Source organism: Proteus sp. G2674, from assembly GCF_009915195.1.
GTDB classification, from domain to species: Bacteria; Pseudomonadota; Gammaproteobacteria; order Enterobacterales; family Enterobacteriaceae; genus Proteus; species Proteus mirabilis.
Window position 1 is genome coordinate 18,401 of record NZ_JAABLS010000006.1, and the last position, 12,833, is coordinate 31,233.

Below are 12,833 nucleotides of genomic sequence, written 5' to 3' on the forward strand. Positions count from 1 at the left end.
TAAGTTAACTTGCTACATTATTCATTAATGATTTTAAATTTATTTAAGCTTTATAATTCATACTTACCATTTTATTTATCACCCTTTTTTACAAGATTTTTATCTTTAGCCAGTGAACGACTAATCGTCTCATTTATACTATTTGATAAAAAATATTCATAAGTATTAATATTTCCAAATTCAGATTTTATTTTTTCGTCTGAAGTTAATATGCTATCGATGATTGATGCTAAAAATTTATTTTTAATCTCAGTTAAAGACGAGTCATTAGTAGATGATAAAATACTTTTAAAGTGAGAATGTAATTCATCCTCAAATTGTATAATTTTTCCTTTCTCTAATGTAGGTTTTTCTTCTAAAACAGAGATAATATCATTAATGATTAAATTTATTATTTCATCAATTTTAACCTTTTTTTGTACTTTAGATAAATCTCCAAATTTATCATTATCATCTTTCATTGAGTGAGGGGTGTTTATTACTTTATTATTATCTGATTGTATATTTTCATTCTTTCCCATATTTTCAATATTAGAAATATGAACTTTAAATTCTGAATTATTTGAAGTTTTATGAAAAAATGGTTTTATAAAAGAGGATATTGTATTATAACAACTCAATATAGCTGATTTCAATTCTGTATTAAATTTATAACTCTCATTATTAATGCTTTTTAGCGATGATAAAATATTTTTAACATTATTTGAAATTTGCATATCTGCTCCCTAATAGATTTAGCAGAATTAAATATTATACTTTCACTAAATTCTATCAATAAGTAATTAATTTTTAGTTAATTACTCACTACTATCTTCATAAATAATTTTAAACATCAACAATTGCTAAAAAAATCAATAATTTATACTAGCAAAAACTTATTTTTGTTTTTTCTAAAAATAATTATACTTTAAAATATTTTTATAATTAAAAACAGTTTTTTAATAATGAGAAAACAAAAATTAAACATTGATTAACATTAAAATTTTCTTGTAAAAAAATTATTTTTTTATAATTCTTTAATGCTTTTTTTGTGATAAAAGTAACTGTTGCTCATTCTCAATAATGAGACAACAGAGTTTTATTAAATAAAATACAAAAAACACAACGGAGTCTAATCATGAACATTGTTGATCGGTTTATTTCTTACACCAAGGTGAATACTACAACAAATAGAGAAAATGGTGCTGCGGGGATTATGCCTTCATCGGAAGGTCAGCGAGTCCTCGCTTTACAATTAGTCGAAGAGTTAAAGGCGTTAGGTGTTGAAGATATCAAAATTCGCGATACCGCCATTGTTACCGCGACACTACCTTCTAACCTTGATTATGAGGTTCCTACCGTGGCTTTCTTTGGTCACTTAGATACCAGTGCAGAACAAACTAATGATACTAAAGCACAAATTTTACCTTATAAAGGTGGCGACCTTTGCTTAAACAAAGAACTTGAGATTTTTTTACGTCAAAGTGAATTCCCTGAATTAGAAAACTATATTGGTGACGATATCATCGTAACAGATGGTACTAGCTTATTAGGCGCTGACGACAAAGCGGCTATCGCCTCTATTATGGATATGTTGCAATATTTTAAACAACATCCAGAAGTGAAACACGGTACAGTTAAAATTGGTTTTGTACCCGATGAAGAGCAAGGTTTACGTGGTGCAAAAGCCTTTGATGTAACAGAATTCGGCGCAGACTTTGCTTATACCTTAGATTGTTGTGGTATTGGTGAACTTGTATATGAAAATTGGAATGCCGGTGATGTTGAAATAACCTTTATCGGAACCTCGGCACACCCTATGTCAGCAAAAGGTAAATTAAAAAACTCACTGTTAATGGCACATAAATTTATTGCGATGTTACCGGGCGGTGAAGCACCTGAATATACTGAAGGTCGTGAAGGTTATTATTGGGTCAAACAACTGGCGGGTAATAGCGCACGAACTATATTAAAAATGGATGTACGTGATTTCACAGAAGCAGGCTACGCCCATCGTATGGCATTTTTAAAACAACTTTCAGAACAATGTGAAGCGTTATGGGGTGAAGGGACTGTTGTTTGTAAGCAAGCCGATCGTTATGCAAATGTCTTTAATAGTCTACAAGGTGAAAATCGATATCCTATCGATATTGCTATTGATGCTTATAAAGCCAATGGTATTACCCCTCGTCCAATCCCTATGCGGGGTGGCTATGATGGAGCAGCATTATCGCAAAAAGGATTACCTTGCCCTAATATTTTTACCGGAGCGCACAATTTCCACTCTATTTATGAATACCTTCCTGTTAAATCGCTTTATGCTGCCAGCGATGTATTGAAATCTGTCGTTAAGATCACCGCAGAGCGCTTTGCCCCCGGAGCTAAAGCATGATCCAAATTCTTGCGGTCTTAATTGTCGTTATTATTGTCGCTAGAATGATCTTAAAAGGATATAAAGCCGAACCGGTTTTGTTAGTTGCAGGTTTAGTCTTAATGGCGCTAACAATGATATTTGGTTGGGGAGATATTTTACCTAAAAATGTCAAAACAACTGGTATTAGCTGGCTAGATCCCTTTGAGGTTATGCGTGATCTCTTTAGTAGTCGTGCTGCAGATTTAGGTCTGATGATCATGGCGCTCATGGGATTCGCCCATTATATGGATCATATTGGTGCTAATGAAGCCGTTGTACGTGTTGCAACTCGCCCATTGAAAAATATGCGCTCACCTTATGTATTGCTATTTTTCTCTTTTTTACTCGCGAGTATTTTGCAACTCGCTATTCCATCAGCAACAGGATTGGCCGTTCTACTAATGGGTACCATGTTCCCCATTATGATAGGACTAGGTTTATCTCCAGCATCTGCTGCTGGTGTCATTGCAACTTCATTAGGCGTTGCTTACACGCCAACAGCGATTGATGCTATTCGAGGTGCAAAAGCGGTTGACTTAGGCGTGGTTGAGTATGTGCTTTATTACCAAGGGCCTGCGGCGATTGCAACTGTATTGGCTGTTGGTATTACCCATATCTTCTGGCAACGCCATTGTGATCGCAAAGCGGGCTTTGTACCCCAATTAGGAAAAATAGCAGAAGAAGCCAAAAGTGATAAAAATATCCCCGGCTTTTATGCCTTACTGCCAATGTTACCTATTATTATGGCAGTAAGTTCATCAAGCCTATTTGTTGAAGGTATTCACCTTGATGTCGTCACTATTGTATTAATTTCAATGGCAATTTGTATGCTGATTGAAACATTACGCTTACGTGATTTTAAATCAGTGTGTGCAGGCTTCCAACATTTTCTAAAGGGTATGGGTTCTGCATTTAGTAATGTTGTTGGACTATTAGTTGCCGCGGGTGTTTTTGCTCATGGTATTAAAGTCAGTGGTGCAATAGACAGCCTGATCGTTATGGCGGAATCTGTTGGTCTACCACCATTTGCCATGGCATTAGTGTTCGCTATCGTGACATTGGCTGCCGCAATTATTATGGGTTCAGGTAATGCACCTTTCCTTGCATTCGTTGAACTTATTCCACAAATTGCCCATAGCATGGGGGTTAATCCCATTGCAATGATTTTACCTATGCAGCAGGCATCACATATGGGACGCGGCATGTCTCCTGTGGCGGGCGTGATTATTGCGGTTTCTAGTGGAGCTAAATTGCAACCCTTTGATGTGGTAAAAAGAACCGCTGTTCCTCTTATGGTTGGTTTTGTTTTCCACTGTGCCATTATTGCTATATTTTATTATTGAGCAACTCGCCTGAAGCATTTATTTGCTTCAGGCTATTTATAAATATTCACCATCTAAAAATTAATAGTAACTATTTTATTGTTAATCATTTTAAATAAAAAATAGTAAAGAATATTTAAATTATTATTTTACTATTATCTACATCATGCAAAATAGATAAATATATTTATAAAAAAACCTCAGATTATTCTTATACCAAAGCTGCAAAAAGTCATAATATTCACTATGTTAAATAATGATTGTAAGTGATGCTATCATCATCACTGGCTGGTCATTTATTTAACTATTCTGAGTTAGCCCACATTAAGTATGAAATTATACTAACAATAGAATGAGTCATTCATTCTATTGTTTTTTATTTTATAATCATCAGCTATCACTAAAGAAATTACTTTGTTCGACTTGATACTATTACTGCTACATCAATAAAAAATCAATTCTTCAATAATCGTCACTCATCCAAGATAAAATATTACTAGTTTAATATCTGTAAATAGTATTTTTTTCTCAAAATTTACACCCACTTAGGAAATTCAGAAAACATTTTCTCCAATAGATTCAGTATGATCAAAGCATCAAAATTACAATATAACGCCTTGAATTATTAAACTATTTATTGGACATAATGCAATGAAAGAACAATTATCTTCCTACTGGAAAATATTAATTGAAGCTGTTAAGCAACAAGTGAAGCCAGCTTTAGGTTGTACCGAACCCATTTCACTTGCATTAGCTGCTGCCACTGCAGCTCGTTATCTGCGACATAATATCACTCGTATTAGCGCAGAGGTTTCTCCTAACTTAATGAAAAACGGAATGGGAGTGACTGTACCGGGCACGGGTATGGTGGGATTATCTATTGCGGCTAGTTTAGGGGCTGTTGCTGGAGATAGTGAAGCAGGTCTAGAAGTATTAAAAAATGCCACACCAGAACAAGTTGAGTTAAGTAAAAATCTATTAAATTCAGGCATTGTCTGCGTATCAATAAAAAAAGCATGCCAAGAGGTGCTTTACTCTGAGGTTACCGTTGAAGATGGTGAAAACAGTGCCACCGTCATTATTGCAGGTGATCATACTAATATTGTTAAAATTATTCATAATGGTCAGGTGGTGCTTGATAAATTATCATCACAATCTGAACAAACGGCCTCCCCTTGCCAAATTAAGCAAGCCTTAACCAACACTAACACACAAGAAATTTATCAGTTCATTACTCAAGCTCCTGTAGAAGAAATTTCTTTTATTTTGCAATCTGCGCAATTAAATGACGCATTATCAAAAGAAGGTTTGAACAATACTTACGGTTTGCATATTGGTCAAACCTTACAACGCCAGCAACAACGTGGCTTGTTAGCTAAAGATCTGCTTTCTGAAATTATGATCCGCACTTCAGCGGCTTCTGATGCACGTATGGGCGGTGCCGTACTACCTGCAATGAGTAACTCAGGTTCAGGAAATCAGGGTATTGCAGCTACAATGCCTGTTGTGGTGGTTGCTGAATATTTACAGGTTAGTGAAGAAAAAATGGCAAGAGCATTAATGCTTTCACATTTATTAGCCATTTATATTCACCACAAATTCCCGGCACTTTCCGCACTATGTGCTGCAACAACCGCATCAATGGGAGCTGCTGGTGCTATTGCGTGGTTAATGGAAGAACGCTATGAACCCATGGCAATGGCAATTAGTAGTATGATTGGCGATATTAGTGGTGTGATTTGTGATGGTGCCTCTAACAGTTGTGCGATGAAAGTGTCGACAGGAGCAAGTGCCGCTTATAAAGCGGTATTAATGGCGCTAGATGATACCTGTGTGACAGGTAATGACGGCATTGTCACTCATGATGTTGATATGACAATCGAGAATCTTTGTGCATTAGCTAGTCGAGCAATGCAACATACTGATGTACAAATTATTGAAATTATGGAATATAAAGCTGTTGCTAATGGCTAATTAGTATAAAAAAACACCCCATAATGGTTATTATGGGGTGAAACATAAGATCCCAGGAACAGGATCCTCCTCAAGTCCAGGAGCATGATTAATATTCGTTACTGCTATTTACTGCTTACTACTTACTGCTATTACATCACTACCAACAAACACTTTTCTCAAACAATCGCTATTACTCATATTCTTTAGTGTTATGCATTAACGCATCGAAACTGGCTTTTATTTCTTCTTCTGGCAGATGAATACCAATAAAGACTAAGGTGCTTTGACGAGTTTCATTCTCTTGCCAAGGTCTATCCCAATCAGCGCTATATAATCGTTGCACTCCTTGGAATAACAACCGGTTAGGACTATCTTTAATATTTAAGATCCCCTTATAACGTAATAAGTTATCGGCAAAGCTCAATAACAAAGACTCCATAACATCAGAGACTGCTTGTAACTCAACGGGATAATCAAAATTTAGTACAATAGACTGAATATCATCTTGTTTTTCTGGCTGAAAACGAAACAGGGGTTGCTTGACCTCTAAAGTATCATTCAACATAAAGCCTTTTACGTTAAATAATAGTGCTAAATCTATTTGCCCATTGATCACCGTATAGGTAGGCGCTCTAGCATTAATACGTCTTAAACGAGCAAGTAATTGTTGGCTCGCAGGTTGAATATCTGTTTTAGTTAATAGAATGCGATCCGCATAACCAATTTGAGATTGTGCAATAGCAAATTGATCTAACTGTTGCTGAGCATGGATTGTATCAACCAGTGTAATAATGCCATCTAATAAATAGCGTTGGCAGATCACTTCATGAGAAAAAAATGTTTGTGTGATAGGCCCCGGATCAGCCATCCCTGTACACTCAATCACTAGGCGATCAAACACAATGTCACCACGATCAAGGCTATCGCAGAGATCGAGCAAAGTATCTTCAAGCTCATTCGATTTACTACAACAGATACAGCCATTGGTGAGTGTTTTTATTTGTGTTGCTCTATCACCAATAATTTCATCATCGATAGGCACTTCACCAAATTCATTTTCAATCACCGCAATTTTATAACCATGCTCCTCATTGAGCATATGGCGTAAAAGCGTTGTTTTTCCCGATCCTAAAAAGCCAGTCAATATTGTTACTGCAATAGGTTCCATTATTTGTCTCCTTTACAGATTATTAGCAACAGCGGAAACCACCTTTACCATCACCGCCACCATAACGGGCTTCCTGACGTTCACGGAAAAACTCGTTATAGGTCATCACTGGTTTATCAGGATGGTTGTCCTTCATGTGCTGCACATAGTTATCATAATCAGGAATACCTATTAACATACGAGCGGCTTGTCCTAGATATTTTCCAGCTTGCCCTAAATTACCAAACATAAGTTTCTCCTAAGCCCCGCACTCATTAAGTGAGTGCGAGGATTTTTAGCCTATTCGCCTAAGATTAATGACCTGAAGATATCTTCACATCTTTTGGCATAGGTACATATGGTGTTTCTTGTGCTGACTCTTTCGGATTTTTACGTGCTTTCATTGCGGTACGGATACCGTAGAAAATAATGCTGTAAACAACCACTAAGAACAGAATACTTAAACCTGCATTGGTGTAGTTATTAATCACAATGTGGTTCATATTGGTGATTTCTGCGGCAGTAAGATCTGCCCCACCGGCTAAGATTTTCGCTTTGTACTCATTAGCAAGATAGAAGAAACCTTCCATTTGCGGATCATTACTGAGCAGTTTTAATCCTAGCGCCCATGTTGTACAAATTAATAACCATACCGCAGGAATAACGGTTACCCAGATGTATTTCGTTCTCTTCATCTTGATTAAGATGACCGTACCTAAAACAAGTGCAACAGCCGCTAACATCTGATTGGAGATCCCAAACAGTGGCCATAAGCTCTTAACACCACCCAGTGGGTCAACAACACCTTGGTACAATAGATAACCCCATAAACCGACACAACCTGCTGTACCGATAACACCAGCAATAAAAGAGTCTGTTTTCTTCAAGTATGGGATAAAATTACCTAACAAGTCTTGTAGCATAAAACGACCAGAACGAGTTCCTGCGTCTAACGCCGTTAAGATAAAGAGTGCTTCAAACAAGATCCCAAAGTGATACCAGAAGCCCATATCTGCCGCAGGTAAAATTTTATGGAACACCATAGCAATACCCACCGCTAACGTAGGTGCACCACCAGCACGATTAAGTACAGAAGGCTCACCTATATCTTTGGCGGTTTGTAAAATCTCATCAGGCGAGATAACAAAGCCCCATGAGCTAACTGTCGCAGCCGCGTGTACGGTAACATCTTTTAATTGATCCATAATCATTGCGGTGTTTTCACCCCCTAACTCATGCAGATTTGGCATTGTAATGCCTAATCCGGCAGGCGGTGTATTCATCGCAAAATAGAGACCTGGTTCAATAATAGAGGCGGCCACTAATGCCATGATCGCAACAAATGATTCCATTAACATTGCGCCATAACCAATAAAACGCGCATCCATTTCATTAGCGATCAATTTAGGTGTGGTACCTGATGCAATCAGTGCGTGGAAACCAGAAACTGCACCACAAGCAATAGTAATAAATAAGAATGGGAATAGAGCCCCTTTCCATAATGGTCCTGTACCATCAATATATTGGGTCATCGCGGGCATTTTTAACTCAGGATTTAGAATAACAATCCCGATAGCTAAACCAACAATTACACCAATTTTTAGGAAAGTCGCTAAATAATCGCGAGGAGCTAAAATCAGCCAAACCGGCAGTAAAGCAGAGATAAACGCATAACCAATCAACCCAAAAGTAATAGTGGTATCTTTAAAGGTTAAAGCAGGTCCCCAGTAAGGATCACTCGCGATAACACCACCAAACCAAATAGCGGCAATCAGTAAAACAATACCAATAACAGATACTTCACCCACACGACCTGGGCGAATATAGCGCATATAGATCCCCATAAATAGGGCAATAGGTACTGTTGAACAAACGGTGAATACTCCCCAAGGACTTTCTGCTAATGCTTTCACTACAATCAGTGCGAGCACCGCAAGAATGATGATCATGATAAGGAAACAGCCAAACAGCGCGATAGTTCCCGGTACAGGCCCCATCTCTTTCTTTATCATCTCACCGAGAGAGTTACCATTACGGCGCGTCGAAATAAACAGCACCATAAAGTCTTGTACGGCTCCAGCAAGTACCACCCCAGCTAATAACCACAGTGTACCGGGTAAATAACCCATTTGGGCAGCCAATACTGGCCCTACAAGCGGTCCAGCACCCGCAATAGCGGCAAAGTGGTGACCAAAGAGGACATAACGATTAGTTGGAACATAGTTCAAACCATCATTATTAATCACTGAAGGAGTGGCTCGAGTAGGATCGAGCTTCATTACTTTTTGAGCAATATAAAGACTGTAATAACGATAAGCGACTAAGTAGACCGCAACAGAAGCAACAACTATCCATAATGCACTGACGTGTTCACCACGGCGTAGTGCAACCACTGACAGACAAAAAGCACCAATAATCCCGAGGATCACCCAAGGTATGTGCTTAAGAAATGTATTTTTGTTCATGAGACACCTTTTTTTCAGGCAAGACCGAACAGCCAAAGAGTAGTACGGGACAATTGATAATAATTTGAGCGAATATGAAAATAATGACCCGCAGTGACATCATATGAAGAATGTCTGATGAATAGTGTTATTAAATCGCTAAACGGTTATATAGTGAGTTAAGCGGTCTATTTTCTAAGTTGAGTGGTTTTACTGATGTTAAAAGGTGATTTTTTTGTGATCGAGATAACAAATTTATGACTATCAATAAGTTAGAAAACTATTAATTACATAAAAAATCTTTTTTATTATACAAAAAAGGGAGATTTAGATCACAAATAAGCAACAAATAGTCATTATTAATATAATTGAGGCGATATTAACAATATCAGTCAAAGTGATAGTAAAATCAAAAAAAAAAGCACCTCATTATATTGATAACAAGGTGCTTTTTTATTAAATCTTTTGTGTATTAATAGTGGATCTTCTGGCGTCCCGCGATAGAGTGTGACAACGTGGTACCATCCACCATTTCTAATTCACCACCAACAGGCACGCCATGTGCTATTCTGCTAGCAGCAACATCATATTGAGCGCATATCTCAGCAATATAGTTTGCTGTAGCTTCACCTTCCACCGTAGGATTGGTGGCTAAAATCACTTCTGATATAGGCTCTTGGCTTAAACGCTCTTCAAGTCTATCTAAGCCAATATCCATGGGACCAATGCCATCTAGCGGAGATAGATGTCCCATTAACACAAAGTATCGACCTGCAAACTGCCCTGTCTGCTCGATAGCATGAATATCTGCCGGGCTTTCCACTACGCAAATCTGACCATTTTGCTGACGTCGAGCATTAGCACAGATCGTACAACGCTCTTCTTCAGTAAATGTTCGACAATCACAACAGTGACCAATTTCAGACATTGCACGCGTTAATGCTTGTGCAAGTCGCATTCCTCCGCTTCTATCACGTTGAAGCAGATGAAAAGCCATTCGTTGCGCTGATTTTGGCCCGACGCCGGGTAAACAACGCAACGCTTCCATTAATGATTCAAGAAGAGGGCTAGTTTGCATTAGAATGGCATCTTAAAGCCTGGTGGTAATTGCATACCGTTAGAGACTGATGCCATCTTCTCTTTTTGTGTCTCTTCAATGCGACGTGCAGCATCATTAAAGGCGGCAGCAATCAGATCTTCTAACATCTCTTTGTCATCTTCTAGCAGACTAGGATCTATTTCAACACGACGGCAATTATGAGCACCATTGATAGTGATCTTCACTAAGCCAGCACCAGATTCACCAGTGACTTCTAAGTTTGCGATCTCTTCTTGCATTTGCTGCATTTTTTCTTGCATCTGTTGGGCCTGTTTCATCAGATTGCCCAAACCACCTTTTCCGAACATAATTGTCTCTCTTTGTAAAAGCTACGCTGTATAGAAATATACAACATGTTGCGATTAAACAGGCCGGATACTCTCTTCATCCAATTCAGCATCAAAATAGTGCTGTAATGTCTGAATGGTTTTATCCGTAGTAATCGATTGACGCGCTAACGCCAACTTCTCTTCATAAATGGCTTGTCGCCATTCTAACGGCGTTTTAACCGTTAGATTATCATCTTCTATAATTGTGAGTGAAATTGCTTTTCCATGCAATTCACTTAGCGCATTTGTCAGTGTTCGTAGTGCATTTGCTGAATTTAAATGTTTCTGCTTACTGCGTAAATGCAAAATGATCGTTTCTTCACCGACCGTCTCTTTATAGGCATTTAACGCTAACTGTTGCACTAACTTCGGCAATGGCATTTTAGCTATTTCCGCCGCCCACTCGTCCCGCTGTTGCGACTCTTGCGCAATTTTAGCGGCTAATTCAGGCGTTTTTTCATACTCAAGAACTTCTTTGATCTCTTTCGGTGAAGAGACCACTGGCTCTGTTACTTGTGCCTGTGGATTTTGTGGCTTCCATTGATAAGCTTCTTTTTTCTTTTTCTCGACTGCAACAGATGACCGTTTTTCATTAACCCTTTGCTGGCGTTTTTCACTGACGGCTGCTAGCCGCTCTAATGCACTAGCAGCCGGCTTAGCCTGTTTAGGCGTCGCCGGTTGAGGCTTTTTTGGTGGCGTATCTTGCTCAGCTCCCCTTATGGCTTGCCGTGCTCTTAACAGTTGTGCCGCAGGGCTATTTCCTAATGCAGCACTGTTTTCTGGCGACGGTGATACTTTGGGTGTCGCCGTTGCCATATTGCTTCTCACTTGAGGCGCCGATGTTTCAACTCGCTGTTGATTCGGCTGTGATGCTAAAGGCAATGTTTGCGCTAAAGGAGCCGTAGGGATTTCATCAATGACAGTTTTAGGATGAAAAGCAAGCGCCCTGAGAAGGGTCATTTCTACACCCATACGTCTGTCTGGCGCATAAGCCAACTCTTTTCGCCCAACTAATAAAGTTTGATAATAAAGTTGTAAATCTTGTGGCGACACTGATTTGGCTAATAAACGTAAACGCTCTTGTGTAAATTGCTCTTGGGGATTATTTTCACTCGGCAAAAGTTGTAACATCGCAATTTGATGTAATAATGAGAGCGTTTCGACTAAAAAGTTTTCCCAATCCGTTCCTCTTAAAGCAACCTCATTAACCAACGACATCACTTGTTGACCATCTGCTTTTACTAAAGCTTCAATCAGTGCTAATGGTTGTGCATCATCGATCGTACCTAGCATACGACTAACGACTTCTGTACTTACAATACCTTCGCCACTCGCAATTGCTTGGTCGGTTAGGCTTAATGCGTCACGCATACTTCCATCTGCTGCACGGGCAATTAATTGGCGTGCTCGCACATCATTTTCAATGTGTTCTGCGGATAGTACTTTCTCAAGCTGTGTCGCTATTTGGTCAACATCAAGTGCCCGCAGGTGAAATTGCAAACAACGAGATAAGATAGTAACAGGTAGTTTTTGAGGATCTGTGGTAGCCAACAGGAATTTAACGTGTTCAGGTGGCTCTTCTAACGTTTTAAGTAACGCATTAAAACTATGACGAGAAAGCATATGCACTTCGTCAATAAGATAGACTTTAAAACGACCACGAGCCGGCGCATATTGAACATTATCGAGTAGCTCTCGTGTATCTTCAACTTTCGTTCTTGATGCCGCATCGATTTCTATTAAATCAACAAAACGCCCCTGCTCTATCTCAAGGCAATTAGCACATTTACCACAAGGTTTGCTGGTTATGCCTGTTTCGCAATTCAGCCCTTTAGCAAATAGACGGGCGATCGTCGTTTTTCCAACACCGCGAGTGCCAGAAAAAAGATAAGCATGATGCAACCTTTGGTGATCAAGACCATTAGCCAATGCGGTCAAAACATGACGTTGACCGACAACATCGTTAAAAGTTTGTGGGCGCCACTTTCGGGCAAGTACCTGATAGCTCATTGATTCCGCTAAATATGAACAAGATTTATCTCTATGCTAACACAGGGATAGCCTATTGAGCGAGATCTGTAGGAAACAAATGAGATATTGATGAAATTATCCGCACACTTTAAAGCGGTGACTATTGTGCGGGC

Annotated in this window: 10 protein-coding genes; 3 read left to right on the forward strand and 7 right to left on the reverse strand. The window is 38.7% G+C overall.

Annotated features, from left to right (window positions below; translation table 11 throughout):
• Positions 1–71: 71 nt before the first annotated feature.
• Positions 72–716, reverse strand: coding sequence for a hypothetical protein (locus GWI58_RS01575; RefSeq protein ID WP_161768853.1), 645 nt, complete (start codon positions 714–716; stop codon positions 72–74).
• Between the two features lie 401 nt (positions 717–1,117).
• Between GWI58_RS01575 and pepT the strand changes: the two genes are divergently transcribed.
• The 3 genes from pepT (at position 1,118) to GWI58_RS01590 (ending at position 5,688) form a co-directional block, all read left to right on the forward strand.
• Positions 1,118–2,371, forward strand: a complete 1,254-nt coding sequence (gene pepT / locus GWI58_RS01580; RefSeq protein ID WP_094959390.1) for a peptidase T — start codon at positions 1,118–1,120, stop codon at positions 2,369–2,371.
• A complete protein-coding gene (gene dcuC, locus GWI58_RS01585; RefSeq protein WP_017827767.1) occupies positions 2,368–3,735 on the forward strand; it encodes a C4-dicarboxylate transporter DcuC in 1,368 nt (455 codons plus the stop codon). The genes pepT and dcuC overlap by 4 nt, the downstream gene beginning before the upstream one ends.
• A 630-nt stretch (positions 3,736–4,365) precedes the next feature.
• Positions 4,366–5,688, forward strand: coding sequence for an L-cysteine desulfidase family protein (locus GWI58_RS01590; protein ID WP_094959391.1), 1,323 nt, complete (start codon positions 4,366–4,368; stop codon positions 5,686–5,688).
• A gap of 172 nt (positions 5,689–5,860) precedes the next feature.
• On the opposite strand, the gene yjiA is transcribed toward GWI58_RS01590, so the two are convergent.
• The 6 genes from yjiA to dnaX all read right to left on the reverse strand — a co-directional run bounded on the left by yjiA (position 5,861) and on the right by dnaX (position 12,699).
• Entirely contained in the window at positions 5,861–6,838 is a 978-nt protein-coding gene (yjiA, locus tag GWI58_RS01595) for a GTPase (protein ID WP_004252542.1), read from the reverse strand.
• A 22-nt stretch (positions 6,839–6,860) separates the two neighbouring features.
• A complete protein-coding gene (locus GWI58_RS01600) occupies positions 6,861–7,067 on the reverse strand; it encodes a YbdD/YjiX family protein (RefSeq protein ID WP_004245057.1) in 207 nt (68 codons plus the stop codon).
• 64 nt (positions 7,068–7,131) lie between these two features.
• The gene (locus GWI58_RS01605; RefSeq protein WP_004245058.1) at positions 7,132–9,282 is read right to left on the reverse strand and encodes a carbon starvation CstA family protein; all 2,151 of its coding nucleotides are present in this window, start codon (positions 9,280–9,282) and stop codon (positions 7,132–7,134) included.
• 451 nt (positions 9,283–9,733) lie between these two features.
• Positions 9,734–10,339: a recombination mediator RecR gene (recR, locus tag GWI58_RS01610; RefSeq protein WP_094959392.1), complete on the reverse strand. Its 606-nt coding sequence runs from the start codon at positions 10,337–10,339 to the stop codon at positions 9,734–9,736.
• A complete protein-coding gene (locus GWI58_RS01615; protein ID WP_004245060.1) occupies positions 10,339–10,668 on the reverse strand; it encodes a YbaB/EbfC family nucleoid-associated protein in 330 nt (109 codons plus the stop codon). The genes recR and GWI58_RS01615 overlap by 1 nt, the downstream gene beginning before the upstream one ends.
• A gap of 54 nt (positions 10,669–10,722) precedes the next feature.
• On the reverse strand, positions 10,723–12,699 hold the full coding sequence (dnaX, locus tag GWI58_RS01620) for a DNA polymerase III subunit gamma/tau (protein WP_161768854.1): 1,977 nt from the start codon (positions 12,697–12,699) through the stop codon (positions 10,723–10,725).
• Between the last annotated feature and the right edge of the window lie 134 nt (positions 12,700–12,833).

Excerpts from the sequence above, each read along its gene's own strand:
- GWI58_RS01575 (WP_161768853.1), bottom strand. The coding sequence starts at position 716 with ATGCAAATTTCAAATAATGTTAAAAATATTTTATCATCGCTAAAAAGC.
- pepT (WP_094959390.1), top strand. The coding sequence starts at position 1,118 with ATGAACATTGTTGATCGGTTTATTTCTTACACCAAGGTGAATACTACA.
- dcuC (WP_017827767.1), top strand. The coding sequence starts at position 2,368 with ATGATCCAAATTCTTGCGGTCTTAATTGTCGTTATTATTGTCGCTAGA.
- GWI58_RS01590 (WP_094959391.1), top strand. The coding sequence starts at position 4,366 with ATGAAAGAACAATTATCTTCCTACTGGAAAATATTAATTGAAGCTGTT.
- yjiA (WP_004252542.1), bottom strand. The coding sequence starts at position 6,838 with ATGGAACCTATTGCAGTAACAATATTGACTGGCTTTTTAGGATCGGGA.
- GWI58_RS01600 (WP_004245057.1), bottom strand. The coding sequence starts at position 7,067 with ATGTTTGGTAATTTAGGGCAAGCTGGAAAATATCTAGGACAAGCCGCT.
- GWI58_RS01605 (WP_004245058.1), bottom strand. The coding sequence starts at position 9,282 with ATGAACAAAAATACATTTCTTAAGCACATACCTTGGGTGATCCTCGGG.
- recR (WP_094959392.1), bottom strand. The coding sequence starts at position 10,339 with ATGCAAACTAGCCCTCTTCTTGAATCATTAATGGAAGCGTTGCGTTGT.
- GWI58_RS01615 (WP_004245060.1), bottom strand. The coding sequence starts at position 10,668 with ATGTTCGGAAAAGGTGGTTTGGGCAATCTGATGAAACAGGCCCAACAG.
- dnaX (WP_161768854.1), bottom strand. The coding sequence starts at position 12,699 with ATGAGCTATCAGGTACTTGCCCGAAAGTGGCGCCCACAAACTTTTAAC.